The organism is Streptomyces sp. BRA346 (assembly GCF_052851135.1).
Genome location: NZ_JAIWIH010000034.1, coordinates 39726 through 55760, shown reverse-complemented (window position 1 = coordinate 55760; position 16035 = coordinate 39726). Strand labels below are relative to the sequence as shown.

At 71.0% G+C, this 16035-nt stretch carries 13 protein-coding genes and 2 pseudogenes; 7 read left to right on the top strand and 8 right to left on the bottom strand.

Annotated elements, in window-relative coordinates; all coding sequences use genetic code 11:
* Positions 1-155 precede the first annotated feature (155 nt).
* Positions 156-2525 carry a transketolase-like TK C-terminal-containing protein gene (locus LCH29_RS32250; protein ID WP_446465227.1) on the top strand — a complete coding sequence of 790 codons (2370 nt, stop codon included), beginning with the start codon at positions 156-158 and terminating at the stop codon, positions 2523-2525.
* On the opposite strand, the gene LCH29_RS32245 is transcribed toward LCH29_RS32250, so the two are convergent.
* A complete protein-coding gene (locus tag LCH29_RS32245) occupies positions 2515-3849 on the bottom strand; it encodes an MFS transporter (RefSeq protein ID WP_446465248.1) in 1335 nt (444 codons plus the stop codon). The two genes, LCH29_RS32250 and LCH29_RS32245, sit on opposite strands and share 11 nt — an antisense overlap.
* 198 nt (positions 3850-4047) lie before the next feature.
* Between LCH29_RS32245 and LCH29_RS32240 the strand changes: the two genes are divergently transcribed.
* Positions 4048-4860, top strand: a complete 813-nt coding sequence (locus LCH29_RS32240) for a helix-turn-helix domain-containing protein (protein WP_446465226.1) — start codon at positions 4048-4050, stop codon at positions 4858-4860.
* On the opposite strand, the gene LCH29_RS32235 is transcribed toward LCH29_RS32240, so the two are convergent.
* The 5 genes and pseudogenes from LCH29_RS32235 to LCH29_RS32215 form a co-directional block, all read right to left on the bottom strand.
* Positions 4796-5674 (bottom strand): RNA polymerase sigma-70 factor, encoded by an 879-nt coding sequence (locus LCH29_RS32235; RefSeq protein ID WP_446465225.1) that lies wholly within the window; start codon positions 5672-5674, stop codon positions 4796-4798. The genes LCH29_RS32240 and LCH29_RS32235 overlap by 65 nt on opposite strands.
* Positions 5671-6228, bottom strand: coding sequence for a carboxymuconolactone decarboxylase family protein (locus LCH29_RS32230; protein ID WP_446465224.1), 558 nt, complete (start codon positions 6226-6228; stop codon positions 5671-5673). The genes LCH29_RS32235 and LCH29_RS32230 overlap by 4 nt, the downstream gene beginning before the upstream one ends.
* Before the next feature lie 102 nt (positions 6229-6330).
* A complete protein-coding gene (locus tag LCH29_RS32225; protein WP_446465223.1) occupies positions 6331-7449 on the bottom strand; it encodes an amidinotransferase in 1119 nt (372 codons plus the stop codon).
* A 110-nt stretch (positions 7450-7559) separates the two neighbouring features.
* Positions 7560-7880 (bottom strand): annotated as a pseudogene (locus tag LCH29_RS32220) (DUF2201 family putative metallopeptidase); the annotation flags it as partial.
* Positions 7873-8285, bottom strand: a pseudogene (locus tag LCH29_RS32215) (hypothetical protein); the annotation flags it as partial. The pseudogenes LCH29_RS32215 and LCH29_RS32220, both read right to left, overlap by 8 nt.
* A 338-nt stretch (positions 8286-8623) precedes the next feature.
* Between LCH29_RS32215 and LCH29_RS32210 the strand changes: the two are divergent.
* Genes LCH29_RS32210 through LCH29_RS32190 form a run of 5 tightly spaced genes read left to right on the top strand, consistent with a single transcriptional unit; the run spans position 8624 to position 13605 of the window.
* Positions 8624-9205 carry a bacilysin biosynthesis protein BacA gene (locus LCH29_RS32210; RefSeq protein WP_446465222.1) on the top strand — a complete coding sequence of 194 codons (582 nt, stop codon included), beginning with the start codon at positions 8624-8626 and terminating at the stop codon, positions 9203-9205.
* Positions 9202-10470, top strand: a complete 1269-nt coding sequence (locus LCH29_RS32205) for a DUF6421 family protein (RefSeq protein ID WP_446465221.1) — start codon at positions 9202-9204, stop codon at positions 10468-10470. Before LCH29_RS32210 ends, LCH29_RS32205 begins: the two co-directional genes overlap by 4 nt.
* A gap of 38 nt (positions 10471-10508) precedes the next feature.
* On the top strand, positions 10509-11474 hold the full coding sequence (locus tag LCH29_RS32200) for a DMT family transporter (protein ID WP_446465220.1): 966 nt from the start codon (positions 10509-10511) through the stop codon (positions 11472-11474).
* Positions 11471-12733, top strand: coding sequence for an ATP-grasp domain-containing protein (locus LCH29_RS32195; RefSeq protein WP_446465219.1), 1263 nt, complete (start codon positions 11471-11473; stop codon positions 12731-12733). The genes LCH29_RS32200 and LCH29_RS32195 overlap by 4 nt, the downstream gene beginning before the upstream one ends.
* Positions 12730-13605, top strand: coding sequence for a branched-chain amino acid aminotransferase (locus LCH29_RS32190; RefSeq protein ID WP_446465218.1), 876 nt, complete (start codon positions 12730-12732; stop codon positions 13603-13605). The genes LCH29_RS32195 and LCH29_RS32190 overlap by 4 nt, the downstream gene beginning before the upstream one ends.
* 20 nt (positions 13606-13625) lie before the next feature.
* On the opposite strand, the gene LCH29_RS32185 is transcribed toward LCH29_RS32190, so the two are convergent.
* Positions 13626-14279: a TetR/AcrR family transcriptional regulator gene (locus tag LCH29_RS32185; RefSeq protein ID WP_446465217.1), complete on the bottom strand. Its 654-nt coding sequence runs from the start codon at positions 14277-14279 to the stop codon at positions 13626-13628.
* A 140-nt stretch (positions 14280-14419) separates the two neighbouring features.
* Positions 14420-15895 (bottom strand): DUF1996 domain-containing protein, encoded by a 1476-nt coding sequence (locus tag LCH29_RS32180; RefSeq protein ID WP_446465216.1) that lies wholly within the window; start codon positions 15893-15895, stop codon positions 14420-14422.
* Positions 15896-16035: the final 140 nt, after the last annotated feature.

The following is a 16035-nucleotide window of genomic DNA, read 5'->3' as shown; positions in this document are numbered from 1 at the left end:
CGTCCGTCGTCATTGGGCACTTTGGTCAGTCGAGGGCTCGTTCGGCCCGGCAGAGTGAGCAGATTGCCCAGACGGAAGACGACATGTTGCGCACTCGGTGGGGTCTCTGTCTACTTCTCGCATCACACAGCATTCCTGGACGCCAGGTCCAGGCCATGGAGGTGGTCAATGTGGTCATGGACGCGACCTTCTCGGGTGCCCCGGGCAAGGACCCGGCCGGGAGGGAACACCCCGGGACGCTCGGCACGCTGGAAGCGGGCGAGCGCCGGGTGCTGTGGCTGTCCACGGCCATCATCGACCACGCCAACCGGGTCCGGCCGAACCCCACGGGGCTGAAGGTCGGCGGCCACCAGGCGTCCAGCGCGTCGATGACCTCGATCATGACGGCGCTGTGGTTCCACACCCTGACCGCCGAGGACCGGGTGTCCGTCAAGCCCCACGCCTCACCGGTGCTGCACGCCATCAACTACCTGCTCGGCGAGCTGGACACGTCGTACCTCACGACTCTTCGCGCCTTCGGCGGACTCCAGAGCTACCCCAGCCGGTCCAAGGACCCCGACCGGGTCGACTACTCCACCGGCTCGGTCGGGATCGGCGCCACCGCGCCCCTGTGGGGTGCGCTCGCCCGGCGCTATGTCGAGGGCCGCTTCGGCGGCGCCGGGACCGGGCGGCAGTACTCCCTGCTCGGTGACGCGGAGCTGGACGAGGGGGCGATCTGGGAGGCGGTCCAGGACCCGGTGGTGTCCTCCCTGGGCGAGGTGACATGGATCGTCGACCTCAACCGGCAGTCCCTGGACCGGGTGGTGCCCGGCATCGCCGCCGGACGGCTCCAGGGCATGTTCACGGCCGCCGGCTGGCAGGTGCTGACGCTCAAGTACGGGCATCTGCTGAGCGAGCTGTTCACCCGGCCCGGCGGAGAGGCCCTGCGCACCCGCATCGACGCCATGGGCAACCCCGAGTACCAGCGGCTGCTGCGCTGCACCGCCGACCAGCTGCGCGAGCGGCTGCCCGGCACCGGCTCCACCGCCGGTCCCATCGCGGGGCTCATCGCACAACTGGACGACGCCACGCTGCTCGCCGCGCTGCGCAACCTGGGCGGCCACGATCTCGGCGCGCTCCTGGAGGCGTACGACGCCATCGACGACACCCGGCCGACCGTCATCTTCGCGTACACGGTCAAGGGTCACGGGCTGCCCACCGAGGGCCATCCGCAGAACCACTCCTCGCTGCTGACCGCCGACCAGATGCGCCCGCTGGCCGAGCGGCTGGGGGCGGACCTGGACCACCCGTGGGCCCTCTTCCCCGGAGGCTCGGCGGAGGCGTCGCTGTGCGCGGCCGCCGCCGAGCGGCTGCGCCGGCCCGAGCGCGAGCCGCAACAGCCGCCCGCCCTTCCGGCCGACCTCGGCCGCCCGGCGCCCACCGGAACCGGCCACACCCAGCAGGCGCTCGGGAGGGCGCTGCTGGACCTCACCCGCCGGGCGCCGGAGGCGGCGGGCCGGATCGTCACCGTCAGCCCGGACGTCAGCTCGACCACCAACCTGGGCGGCTGGCTGAACAAGGTCGGCGTGTGGTCGGCCACGGAAGGCACCGACTGGTTCGCCGACGACGCCGAGACGATCCTCCACTGGCGGGAGAAGCCGACCGGGCAGCATGTGGAGCTGGGCATCGCCGAGACCAACCTGGTGGGTCTGCTGGGCGAGTTGGGCGCCACCTGGAGCCGCTGGGGGCAGCCGCTGCTGCCCATCGGCGTGGTGTACGACCCCTTCGTCAACCGGGCGCTGGAGCCGTGGTCGTTCGGCATGTACGCGGGCGGACAGTCCATCCTGGTGGGCACCCCGTCCGGTGTGACGCTCGCCCCGGAGGGCGGCGCGCACCAGTCGATCACCACCCCGTCGCTCGGCATCGAGCAGCCGGGGTGTGTGTCGTACGAGCCCGCCTTCGCCATCGACACCGAGTGGTGTCTGCTCGCCGCCCTGGGCAACCTCGGTCGGCCGCACGGCAGTTCGGCGTATCTGCGGCTGTCCACCCGGCCGGTGGACCAGTCCCTGGCCGCCGTGCCCACCGACCCCGCGGCGCGTGAGCGACGGCGTCGGCAGGTGGTGGCGGGCGCGTACCGGTTGCGGCGCCACGACAAGCCGGTGGTGACCATCGCGGCGATGGGCGCCCTGGTCCCCGAGGCCCTGGCCGCCGCCGAACGGCTCGATGCGCTCGGCCATGGCGCCGATGTGGTGTGCGTGACCAGCCCTGACCTGCTGTTCCGCGCCCTCCAGGCGCGGCGTGGCCTGGCCGAGGACCCGGACTGGATCCTCGACCGCGCCTTCCCCGCCGACCGGGCCACCCCGCTGGTCACCGTGCTCGACGGCCATCCGCACACCCTGGCCTTCCTCGCCACCGTGCATCAGGTGCCCGTCACCACCCTGGGCGTGACCCGGTTCGGCCAGTGCGGTGCCCTCGACGACGTCTACCGGTACCACGGCATCGACGGCGACAGCGTCATCGCCGCAGCCCTCGACCTCATCGACTGAGCTTCCCGAGCAGGGCGCCGATGAGGACGGCCCCGAGGGCGAGGAGCGCGGCGGCGACGGTGAGGGCGAGGGAGAAGCCTTCCGTCGCGGCGCGCAGGGGGCCGTCCTCCGCGCTCAGGGTGTCGCCGCGGTGGGTGGCGAGGGCGACGAGCACCGCCACCCCCACGGCGCCGCCGACCTGCTGGACGGAACTCAGGACGGCGGAGCCGAGCCCGGCGTTCTCCTCGGTGGTGCCCTCGAGCGCGGCCACGGTCAGGGCGGGCAGGCTCAGCCCGCATCCGAGGCTCGTGACGAGCATGCCGGGCAGCACTCCGGAGGCGTAGCCGTCGTCCGGTGCCACGCCGGACAGCAGCAGGAGTCCGGCCGCGCTGATCAGGAACGCGAGAACGAGCGCCGGGCGCACACCGAGCCTCATCACCGCCCGGGAGGAGAGCCACATGCCCGTGAGGACGCCGGCGCCGTACGGCAGATAGGCGAGACCGGCCGTGAGCGGGCGGTAGCCGAGCACGGTCTGGAGGTGCACCATCAGCAGGAAGGCCATCGCGTACATGGCGGCGGAGAACAGCAGGGTCGCCCCCTGGGCGACGGCCCGGAACCGGAGCGACAGGAACGACAACGGCACCAGTGGCTCGGCGGTTCGTGCCTCGGCGGCGACGAAGGCGACGGCCAGGAGCACGGCCAGGGCCAGGGGCGCGACGGCGCCGGTGTCCCGCCAGCCCGACTCCCCGATCCGGAGCAGTCCGTAGACCAGGGACACCAGGGCGCCGGTGCCGAGCACCGCACCGGGCAGGTCGAGGCGTGCCGCGCGCCCGGCCCGGCTCTCCGGGACCAGGTACGGGAGCAGCGCGACGGCCGCGACGGCCACCGGCAGATTGATCAGGAAGATCCAGCGCCAGGACGCCAGGCCGGTCAGCGCACCGGAGATCACCAGGCCCGTCGTGCCGCCCAGGGCAGCGATGCCGCCCCAGATGCCGAACGCCTTGGTGCGCTCCTCGGTGCCGGGGAACAGCAGGGCGATCAGTGCCAGCGCGGCCGGGCTGGCCATGGCCGCTCCCCCGCCCTGGACGAACCGCCCGGCCACGAGCTGCCAGGGCTCCTGCGCGAGCCCGCAGACGAGGCTCGCCGCGCCGAACAGCGCCACGCCGGTCAGGAAGACACGTCTGCGGCCCAGCAGGTCGGCCATGCGGCCGAACAGCAGCAACAGCCCGCCGAACGCGAGGAAGTAGGCGTTGACGACCCAGGCCAGGCCCGCGGCGCCGAAGCCGAGGTCGTCGCGGATGCTGGGGAGCGCGACGTTCACCACGTTGTCGTCCAGGACGAGCATGAACTGCACGAAGCACAGCACCACCAGGGCCGGACCACGGCGCCCGGCGGCGGTGGGGTCGAGCGGACCGTGCGTACGGTGGCGGCGCCCGAGACGCGGAGGAGGGATCGGCATGCCACGACGCTATGCACCGGCCGTGTTGGCCGCGATGCGCTACGAGGCCACGTCATAGCGCATCGGGGACATAGCCTGGGAACCATGAACGATGATGCCCTGGGGTCCGTTCCTGCCGGAGTGGGCGCGATCGTCGTCGGGAACTTCCCGCTGGCGTACGGGCAGTGGTTCGTCCCCCACAGCCATTCGCAGCACCAGCTGGCCTGGGCGAGCCGTGGGGTGCTCGGCGTCGCCGTCGACGACGCCTACTGGGTGCTGCCGCGGACCCGGGCGTTGTGGCTGCCCGCGGGGGTGGTCCACCGGACCGGCGCGACCCGCGAGGCGGTGCTGTGCAGCCTCTACTTCGCACCGGACCGATGCGATCTTGACTGGACGGAACCCACGCCGGTCGGCGTCGACGGACTGCTCGCCCATCTGATCGCGTACCTCGGCCGCGACGACCTCCCCGATAACGCGCGGCTACGGGCCGAAGCGGTCGTGCTGGACCTGCTGCGGCCCCTTCCCGCCACGCCCATCGAAGTGCCGGACCCCACCGACGACCGCGTACGCGCCGTGGCCGACGCGCTGCTCGCCCGCCCCGGCGACCACCGGAGCCTCGAGGCGCACGCACGGGCCGTCGGCGTGAGCCGACGCACCCTGTCCCGGCTGTTCGTCCAGGACACCGGCATGAACTTCGACCGCTGGCGCACCCATGTGCGGCTGCGTGCCTCCCTGCCGCTGCTCGCCGAGGGCCAGCCCGTCTCCCGGGTCGCACACACCGTGGGATACGCGACGCCGAGCGCCTTCCTCGCGGCGTTCCGCCGAACCGTCGGCACGTCCCCGGGGCGCTACCTCAAGGGCGACACTCAGGAGCCTGAGGCGGCTGGAGGTGCCGCAGCTTCTCCGGGTTGCGGATGATACGGATCTCCGTGATCCGGCCGTCGACGACCTCCGCGCAGGCGACGGTGTCCGGGCGGCCCGCGACGGTGAGCAGCAGTCCCGGCCGACCGTTGACGTCGACCGCGTGCACGCGGGGATCCTCCATCGGCTGGGTGGCGACGGCGGCGAGGAAACGGGCGACCTTGTCCGCGCCGTGCTGCGGGCGGAGGGCGGCCTTCACCTTGCCGCCGCCGTCGCTCCACGAGGTCACATCGGGGGCGAGCAGCTCCATCATCCGGTTGATGTCGCCGCCGATACAGGCGGCCAGGAACTCGTCGGTGACCTGGCGCCGCACCTCGTCCGGTGTGTCGTAGCGCGGCCGCCGGGCCTGGACGTGTGACCGGGCGCGGTGGCCGACCTGCCGTACGGACGCCTCGCCGCGCTCCAGCATTCCGGCGATCTCCCGGAACGAGAAGCCGAACACCTCCTTGAGGACGAAGACCGCGCGCTCCAGCGGCGAAAGGGTGTCGAGGACGACGAGCATGGCGAGCGAGACCGACTCGGCCAGCTCCACCTCCTCGGCGGCGTCCGGCTCGGTGACCAGCGGCTCGGGCAGCCAGGGCCCGACGTACTGCTCGCGGGTGGCGGCGGCCGAGGTGAGGCGATTGAGCGCGAGGTTGGTGACCGTACGGGTCAGATAGCCGGCCGGGTTGTCCACGGAGGTGGACACCTGGCTGCACCGCAGCCAGGTGTCCTGCACCAGGTCCTCGGCGTCGGCGACGCTGCCGAGCATGCGGTAGGCGATGCCGAACAGCATGCGCCGGTGGTGTTCAAAGGTGGTTGCGTCGATCACGTCCGCGACGGTACCTCGCAGGCGTCCGAGAAACCCTGGCTGGTCAGGCCGAAGGCGCTGTTGATGCGCGAGCGGTAGTTTTCCAGGGCGACCACGGCGGTGAGTTCGACGAACGCGGCCTCACCGAGCCGTTCGACCAGGACGGCGGCCTGCTCGTCGGTGACGCGGGGCTCGGTCTCGGTCATGGCCTCGGCGTACTCCAGGACGAGCAGCTCCAGCTCGGTGAAGTCCTCCCGGTGGTCGCGCCACTGCGGGACCTTGGAGATCTTGTCCATGGGCAGCCCCAGTGCGTCGGCCTCCCAGTGTCCGAAGTCCATGCACCAGGAGCAGTTGATCCTTGCGGCCGTGGCCATGACGGCGAGGTGCTTGAGGCTCCGGTCGAGGCGGTTCCACGTGGCGGCGCCGCGCTCCTGCCGCACATAGGTGAGCAGCACCCGCGCGTTGTGTCCGAGGGCCAGCCCGGGGTCGAGCACCTTGCCGTAGGTGCGCCGGGAGTACCAGGCGCCGATGCGGTTGAGCAGGGTGTGGGGCGGGGCGAGCGGGATCCGGGCCATGGCGGGCGCTCCTCTTGTCGTATCCGTTGGTCGTGTCTTGCGGAGGTGTGACAAGGGAGACCGCCGGAGTGTGACATCCGGGCGGGTCGCCGAGCGGGTCGCTCAGGGGAAATAGGATTCGAGCGTGCCGCGGCGCCGGACGTCGAGCGTCGCGCAGTGGAAGGACCCGCCGAACGGCGCGTAGTGCAGCAGGTCACACGGGATCGGCTCGAACCCCCAGCCTTCGAGCGCGCGCAGCATGTCGGTGTGGTGGCGCTCGGCGATGACCCGTTTTTCGTCGACCATGAGGATGTTCATGCTGAGCCACCTGCCGCACATCGAGGTCAGCCTGAGCAGGCGTTCCTCGATCCGGTTGGGCTCGGGGGCGATCAGGATGTCCCATGAGCGCAGAATGTCGGGCAGGCGGTCGACATCGATGTATTCGGGATTGACCAGCGCCTTTCCCGGCGCCAGCACGAGGAACGTCGTGTCGATGTGCATGGGCGTGCGGCAGCGGCTCTCGATCTCGTGGATGCGGTATGCGGGACCGAGGTGACGGCGCAGCCAGTCGATGCCCATGCGGTTGGTGACATTGCTCCGCTGGACGAAGAGGTCGCGCCCCGCCCGGACGAAATCCGCCGCATCGAACACCGGCTCGAACTCGGTGAGGATGTAGCGCATCGGTTCGCCGTCCTCCGGGGTACGGAAATCCGGCGCGAACAGCGCGTCGGTGAGCTGCGGTTTGGGCGCCGCCGTCCAGCGTGCGCCGCGGCGGAAGTAGTCCTTGAGAATCGGGCGATAGGAATGGGTCTCGAAATACCGGCACGGCCATGCCATCGGTGTCTCGATGATTTCGTCGCCGATCACGAGCATGCTGTCGCGCGGGCAGGTGTTGCAGAAACCGCGCGACGACCAGTCGGGAGTGCCGAAGCGCTTCCTGTGGTCGACCGCGTCCGGGCGCGTGACGGTGACACCGAGGGACCGCAGGAGAGCGATGAACTGATCGAGCTCCTCCCGCGCCGGTTCGATGAGCCGGCGCGGATACTTGATGCCGGAGGCGAGCCCCTGCCACCGCGCCGCCCGGCGCGGGACGTTGCAGGACACCACGGGGTGGCTGGAGGGGATCGTCGCGCCGTCGAGACGCCCCACGATGATTTCCTCCAGCGGATCCCATTCATTGTGTGAATTGACCGGGGAAACGAGATGTTCCGCGGGAAGGTCGGATCGCTCTGCTACCACCATGATCTATCGCTTCCGATCACCGAAGTCAGGAAACGTGAAGTATTCAACGGGGTTCCCCGAACGACCGGGTGTACTCCTCCACCTAGGCGAGCAGAACCATCCATTTGGCCTCACTCCCCGATGACCACCACGCGCGCCCAGTCGGGTGGCGTATCCGGCACGTAATCCGGGTTGTCCTCGTCCCATGACCGCCGTGCCGGACGGTGGCGGGGGGAAGAGGCCCACCACCGTCGGGTACCCGGCCAGGGTGTCTGGCCGTCGGTGAGGGCCACGATGACATCAGGGCGGGGACGTGCCCGCAGGGCCCTGGCGAAGCCCGTAGGGAGGTCCGTACCCCCGCCGCCCACCAGGGGGATTCCCTCGGCGCGGCACAGCGGGTGCACCGTGTCGGCCGCCGCGTCGCACGGCAGCACGCCGACCAGGTCGCGGCGAGGCCGCCGCGGCGGCCTGGGAGCCCGCCGGCGAGGGGTGGGTGTCGGTCATATCGGCGGCGATGGACAGCGCGGTGGGTTCCCCGTCCGCGGTCTCGACCTTCGCGGATAGCGGGCGACGCGCCCGGCCCCGTACTGGAGCACCGCCTCGCCGATCAGGGCCATGATGTGCTTGCAGTACGAGCCGCGCGCACCATCGCAGGGGCGGTTGTTGTTGGTGCTGCAAGCGAACGCGTACGTACCGGCCGCGACGGACGAGACATAGACCCGCCCGATGTCCGAGCCGCTGGACACCACGCCCTGGAGGCGTCCGTCGGCCAGCTCGACGAACGGGACCTTGGCGAGCTTGCGCGGCCGTGCGGGCGGGATCACCCGCGCCGTACTCGACCTCTCTCCATCGGACAACGCGCCATCTCCTCTGCACACAGGGGTAGTTCCGCACCACAGCGGCGCGGCACGAATGAACATACGTGCGCCCACTGACAACGCCCTCGGAGCGGAGGCTGCGGGCGGAGGGGCGGGCGGAGGAGGCAAGGAGAAGCGGAATTCATAACTCCGTTACATCGAGACCCGGTTGGCCGGTTAGCATCCTCGAACGGGCATCGGATCTCGCCATGTGGGATGTTTTACAGAAAACTCTTGTTTCTTACCGTTTGCTCCTGTTTTCATCCTCTCAGCTTCAACGAACACCCGTCGAAGCTGATCAGGAAACATCAGAACAAGAACAGAACATGGGGTGGACCATGCGGCATATCCATGCCGGGCCGGACCGTGTCCGCAATCTGCACACACTCGGTCCGCACGGGACCAATTTGGAGGCCGCCTCACACGAATGGCTGCGCAGACGCGGCGTTGAGGGAACGGTTCATCTGCATTCCTCCATCGAGTCGGCCCTGGAAGCCGTCCCGGCCGACGGGCAGCACGCCCTGACCGCCTGCGCCGTCTACCCGGCCCTGCACACCCTGGTCTTCGGCAACCTCCACCGGTTACAGATGGTGGACAGCTTCATCATGCCGACGCACAACATGGTGCTCGCCTCCTCGGGAACGCCGGTCCCCGCCACCGTCGCCTCGCATCCGGCGCCCAGGGGGCTCGTCCCCGACTCGGCCGAGGTCCACGAGGTGCTCAGCAACTCCCAGGCCGCCATCGACTGCGCCGCCGGGAAGGTCGAGGGCTGCATCACCACGATCGTCGCCGCCGAACGGCACGGACTGCGGGTCCTCCGCGACTTCGGCCCGGTCCCCATGGTCTTCACCGTCCACCAGGTCCTGAGCGCGGACGCCGCGGCCGGGGAGCCGCTGGCGGCGGGGGCGGTGTCGCTGTGACCGACCAGGCACCCCTGAGCCCCGCGCACCTGGCCGAGGCGCGGCCCCTGACGGAATCGCTCATACCGATGGTCAACCGCTTCCGGGCGCGCCAGGCCGACGACGGCACGGTCACCGCCCCCACGGCGGACGACGTCGCGCTGCTCACCCGCATCATGGACGAGGCGTGCGCCTGGTACCGGCGCAACGGGCTGGGGCACCAGGCCGACGCCCTGGACGCCGACGTCGCCGGGTGGCTGGACGCCGGGCTGGACACCCCGCCCCACTTCGCCCGCTCCCGGGACGCGCTGCGCCCGCCCGAGGACGGGGGCGTGGTCTTCTTCCTCGCGCCGCTCCAGACCACCAACAGCGCACCGCCCGTCGGCAAGCGGCTGGACTGCTTCTACGCGCTGCGCAAGGAGCCCGACGCGCTGCCCGGCCTGGCCGTCACCCACCCGCACCCCAAGAACAACTGCCAGTCCCTGATCCTCATCACCGGCAGCGACGGCTTCGCCCACGGCAACTGCCTGGTGGTCTTCCCGGAGAACGTGGCCGCCCACGACAAGATCACCGACCAGCCGTACGCGATGTTCTTCTTCAACAAGATGCGCGCCATCCACGCGACCTACGCCCTCCCGGGCGCGGCGGCCGTCCTGACCCCGGACTCCATACCCCGGGCCTCCACCGGGCTGGCCCCGGACGTGTGCTACGAGGCCCGTGCCCTGTGGGGCTATCTGCACGACCGCATGCACTACCAGGGGCTGTGGCCGTTCGACGAACACATCTCGCTCAAGATGAACTGGTTCGTCGGCCTGCTCGAAGAGATCAAGGTGGACGCGAAGACCGCGCTGTCCTGCGCCGACGGCGAAGTCCCGTACACCGAGGAGCAGATCGCCATGATTCTGCTGGAGCGTGTCTTCCGCTACCCGCAGGCCGACGACGCGACCCGCAACTTCGACTCCGGCACCGGTGTCTTCCTCTACTCCTGGCTGCGCGAGCGGGGCGCGCTGACGGGTTCCGCACAGGACGGCGGGCTGCTGCGCCTGGACCGGGACGCCACCGTGAGCGCGCTGCGGGACTACGTCACCACGGTCGAGAAGCTGGAGTCCGAGGTCACCACCGACGCCGAGTACAAGGCCGCCGCCAAGGCCCTGGTACGCACCTATCTGCCCGAAGGGGAGCCCAAGCAGCGCTACCGGTTCACCGAGGACCAGCGGGTGCTGCTGCGTGCCAAGCAGAGCCTGGACCGGCTGCCGCCACTGACGTTCGGCCTCGCGCAGTGGTGAGGGGCGATCCCGAACCGCGCCGAGGGGGCGGGCCGCTGGTGGTGCCCGCCCTGTCGGTGCTCATGGTGCTGCTGCTCGCCGCGGGCTGGCTGATGTCGGCCCGTCTGGTCGACGGCGTTCCCGCGCTCGCCGTGGCGAGCGGCCGTACGGCGGCCAGCTTCCTGGCCATCTCCGCGATCGCCGTGCTCCGCCCGCGCAGCTGGCCGGATGTGCGGAAGGGGTTCGGCCGCCCGGGCGGGTTCGTGCTGCTGGCGTTCCTGGGGTTCTTCGCGTACTACTCCGGTACGTTGCTCGGCATCGGCCGGATCGGCGCGTCCCGGGTGGGCCTGATCGTCTCGCTGCTGCCGTGCGTGACGTTCGTCATCGGCATCGTGGCCTTCGGCGAGCGAGGCACCGTCCGCAAGGTGTGCGGCACCCTGCTCGCGGTGGCCGCGGCGTGCGGTTACGCGGTGGCGGACGGGGCGGGCGGCGACGCGGCAGCGGACGGGGCCGCCCTGTCGGCCGGTGTCGCGCTGGCGCTGGGCGGCACGTTCACGTACGCCCTCTACGGCTATGTCTACCGGCAGCGCATGGCCGACATCTCACCGCTGGCGGCGCTGCCCGCCATCACCGGGGCGGGCGCCGTCATGCTGGGGCTGACGACCGCCGTCTTCGTGCCGATGGGCGGCGTCACGGCGGCCGACTGGGGCGGGGTGGCGCTGCTCGGCGCGGGGCTCACCGCCCCGGTCTTCCTCATCTCGCACGAACTCATCCTGCGCAAGGGCCCGTTGTACACCTCCGCCGTGGCCCTGGTGGTGCCGTTCCTGATCCGCCTCGGTGAATGGGCGCTGGGGTGGGCGGGCGCGCCCGGTCCGCTGGTGCTCGTCCTGATCGTCGCCTGCTCGGCCGGGGTGTGGCTGACGGTGGGCGGCTCCCGCCGGGCGCAGGGCCCGGCCACCGGGTCCGGCACGACCGACGACACCGGCGAAGGAGCCGGGGTACCACAGATACGGGGAACATCGTGAGCACACAGCAGCCCTCCGTCGTCCTGGTGTACCAGCGGACGACGCTGCCCTGGGTCTTCGACAGCGCCGAGCGCGCGGGCATCCGCCTCATCCTGGTCCCCCGCCCCGACGAGACCGTGGCCGCGGACCGGCTGCCCCCGGCGGTGGCCGACGTGCTGCGCCTGGACCTCGACGGGGACCGTGCGGGAGCCCTGGCCACGCTGCGGCAGGTGCACGAGGCCACGCCGTTCCAGGGCATCTGCACCCTGTACGACCCGGCCGTGCCGTTCGTCGCGGAGGCGGCCGCACTCCTCGGGCTGCCCGGCATCGGGCGGGACGCGGCGCTCGGCGCGCAGGACAAGCGGGTGATGCGGGAACGGCTGGCCGCGGCGGGGCTCAACGTGCCCCGGTTCGTCGGCCTGAAGGACCCCTCCGCCTGGGAGGAGGCCGCGCACCTGGACTTTCCCGTCGTGGTGAAGCCCGCGCACGGCTTCTCCAGCCTCGGCGTCACCAAGGCGGAACACCCGGACGAGCTGGAGGCCGTGGTCGAGGAGGTGGGGCAGGTCTGCCGCGGCAAGCTGGGCGAGGCCCGGGGCCTGATCGTGGAGGAGTATCTCGACGGGCCGGAGTTCGCCGTGGAATCCCTCGCCCACCGCGGTGAGGTGACGGTGTGCAGCATCGGCTACAAGGGCAAGCCCGAGGGCCCCTACTTCGAGGAGAGCGTCTACCGCGCCCCGGCCGTCCTGCCCGAGGCCGTCGAGGCCGCGATCCGGCACGAGGTGACCACCGCGCACACGGCCCTCGGCATCACCGACGGGCCGACCCACACCGAGCTGCGGCTGCGCGGCGACCGGCCGTACCTGCTGGAGCTGGGAGCCCGCATCGGCGGCTCGGGGGTGTCCGAATACATCGTCCGGAACGTCACCGGGCGGGACTTCGCCGCGGACGCGCTGCGCATCGCCGCGGGGCTGCCGCCACGTTCCTTCGACGCCGGTCGCCCGCCCGCCGCCACGGGCGCCGCCGCCAACTACATCGTGCCGTGCGGCGGTTCGGGGCGGATCACCGCGATCCACGGCCTGGACGAGCTGCGCGCCGACCCCCGGGTGGACCACGTCGTGCAGATGCTCTTCCCCGGCGACGTGGTGCGCCCCTACCCGGACTTCACCGGATACCCGGCGTTCGTCCTGTCCCGGCACGCCACCACCGCCGAGGCCGAGGAGTTCCACCGCGCGCTGGAGACCACCATCCGCATCGAGTACGCCCCGGAAGGTGGCCGATGACCTCCCTCCCATTCGACGACCGTGACGGCGTCATCTGGTACGACGGCGCCTTCGTGCCCTGGCGCGACGCGAAGCTGCACGTCCTCTCCCACGGGCTGCACTACGGCGGTGGCGTCTTCGAGGGGATGCGGGTCTACGACGGCGCCATCTTCAAGCTCACCGAACACACCGAGCGGCTGCACACCTCCGCGCGCGCCCTGGGCTTCGCCATCCCCTTCGGGGTGCCCGAACTCGCCGAGGCCGGCCGGGAACTCGTCCGCAGGCAGGGCATCACCGACGGATACGTCCGGCCCGTGGCCTGGCGGGGTGGCGAGCAGCTCAGCGTGTCCAGTACGGGCAACCGCGTCCACGTCGCCATCGCCACCTGGGAGTGGCCGCGGCTCTTCGGGGACGCGACCCAGGAGGAGGGCATCCGCCTCGGCACCTCCCGCTGGCGCCGCCCGGCGCCCGACACCGCGCCGGTGCACGCCAAGGCGGCATCGCTGTACAACATCTGCACCCTCGCCCGCGACGAGGCCGAGGCCGCCGGTTACGACGACGCCCTGCTGCTGGACCACCGGGGCCTGCTGGCCGAGGCCACCGGCGCCAACCTCTTCCTCGTCATCGACGGCGCCCTGCACACCCCCGTCCCCGACACCTTCCTCAACGGGATCACCCGCCAGACCGTCATCGGGCTCGCCCATGACCTGGGCATTCCAGTCCATGAGCGCCCTCTGGAGCCGGACGCCCTAGCCGACGCCGACGAGGTGTTCCTCACCGGCACCGCCTACGAGGTGCAGCCGGTCCGCGCGGTGGACGGCCACCGTTACGGCGTCGGCAAGGTGACGTCGGCGCTGGCCGAGGCGTACGCCCGTCTGGTGCGCACGCCCTAGGATCCGGGCCACCGCCCCGGTCACGGCTCCCGGGTGACCGGGGCCTGCCACAGGGCGACGATCGCGTCGATGAGGCCGGTGGCGGTGTCGTGCCACGTCGTACGGGAGGTGGGGGTGGCGTCGGCGAGGGCGCGCTCCCTCTCGGCGGTCATCTGCGTGATGAGGTGACGTGTCATGGCGCCGCGCTCCGCGTACACCTCGTCGGGCAGGTCGGGCAGGCAGCGGTTCACCCCGTCCTGCAACGGGTGCAGCGACGGGGCGGCGGCGAACGCCTCCTCGGTGGTGACCGCCTGGAGCGCGGGGTCGGCCGTGACCTGGGCGATGAACCGCGCGTACCAGCTGGGGTGGCCCAGCTCCGCCAGGTGTTCGGTGGTCGGGCGGACCGCGCAGGCCACCCAGTCCCGCAGCTCGGTGGAGTCGCCGATGTCGGCCAGCATCCCCGCGCGGATCCGCTCCATCTGCTCGGCGTGCCGACGGACGATCGCGCGGACCAGATCGGTCTTGGTGCCGAAGTGGTAGTTGACCGCGGCGTTGTTGCCCTGTCCCGCGGCCGCGCTGATCTGGCGGTTGGCGACCGCGTGCACGCCGTGCTCGGCGAACAGCCGCTCCGCCGCCGTCAGCAGCGCCTCCCGTGTCGCGCTGACCCGTTCGTCCTGCCTCGTTCTGGCCGTCATCATCACCAACCGTATCCCGCTCCGCGCCGCGCACCGCTTTAAATCAATCCATTGCTTTAAAGCATACCCGGTGTCGCGCCGAGCGGCCGTGCGCGCCCTGCCGGCGGTGTGGCGTCCGGCCGCCGGCAGGGCGCTCCGCCTCAGCGGCAGGTGCGTCCGGTGTTGATGCACCGCACCATCTGCTTCATCACCCGGTCGTCGAAGACGTTGATGAAGTCCCCGTGGTCGGTGACCGGCTTGTGCAACTGCTCGGGGAAGCCGTCCACGGCGAAGAACGGCCGGGTCTTCCCATTGTCCTTCAGGCTGGGCGCGTCCACGTCGTACACCAGGCGCTGCACCAGCTGCGGAATCGCCACGAAGCCCTTGGGGCAGCGGCCGTCGGTGTCCGTGAACGCCACGTGGGAGCGGTGGTTGGCGCTGTCGGCGTTCTTCCCGTCCCAGCAGCTCTGGAACTTCGCCGTACGCACCACGTCGCTGCCCTGGGGGCAGATCGGGTACTTGTCCTTCAGCTGCCGGTTCTCGAACCCGGTGCAGCTCCAGGAGGCGTTGGCGTTCGCCGTCCCGTTGCTGAAGGCCTTCGCGTCGCCGGTGATGATGCGCAGGAACCTGGGCATCGCCACGACCTTGCCGCGCGCGTTGCCCGCGTACTCCAGGGTGACCTTCTTGGCCGTCAGGATGCGGCCGGTGTTGCCCTCGGCGCCACCGCCCTGCCGGTCCGCGTCGAACTCCCGGGTGCCGTCCTGAAGACGCAGCACCGGCCAGTAGTAGGTCGACTTGTCGCCCTGGTTCTGGCAGGTGGTGCGGCCGCGGGCGAAGGTGTTGTTGTCGGCGAAGGCGTTGTTGGCCTGGTTGCCGACGTAGTCGTGCGTGTGGTGTGCCCCGTTGGACACGCCCGGGGCGACGATGACGTTGTCGGTGTTGTAGAGCTTATTGGCGTTGACGCCGCACTTGGTGGTGAAGAGGCCCTTGGAGGCGTTCCGCGCCGGGCGCGGTGTGCGCACGTTGGGCTTGACGGTGGTGATGTCCACGAAGTCCGCGGCCACCGGGCCGTTGCCGTTCTGGCCCTTGTTGCCGCCCTGGTTGCCACCTTGGTTGCCGCCCTGGTTCTCACCCTGGCCACCGCCCTGACCGCCGCCGGGCTGGTTGCCGGAGGCCTTGAGCGTGCAGGTGGCGAGCCCGTCCAGGCCCTGCGGTGCGGCGGCCACCCTGCCGATGGCGATCGATATCCGGTCGATGGCCGCCGTGCGCTTGTCCTTCAGCGGACCCATGATCGCGTTCTGCGCGAAGTTGGCATCCTGCTGGATCGCCCGCTGGGAACCGGCCAGCCGCTGGTACGCCTCGGCCACCTGCTTGTCCAGCAGGGCCAGCTCCCGGTCCACCTCGGCCCTGGCCCGCTGCGGAACCGCGCTCAGGCGCTGGCCGACGTCGGGACAGTCGATGGTGGAGGCTCGGGCGGATAACTCCCGGCCGCGGGTGTCGCTCTGCTGCGAGTCGCCCGCGTCGGCCGAGGCGTACATGTTGACCGTCACCAGTCCGCCCGCCCCCAGGGCCAGTGCGGCAGTGGCGACGATCGCCCGTCTCGCAACCTTCGACCGTCTACGCGTGTTGCGTCGCATGGAACTCCTTCGTCATGTCGGACGCGTTCGACGGAAGGGTATAGGCATGCGACCGGGCCGGGGCACCGGGGTGGATCACGTCACCGATCCGTCATGTCCTTCCCCGAGCCGGTGGGACGCCCGGTTGAAGTAGACCAGGG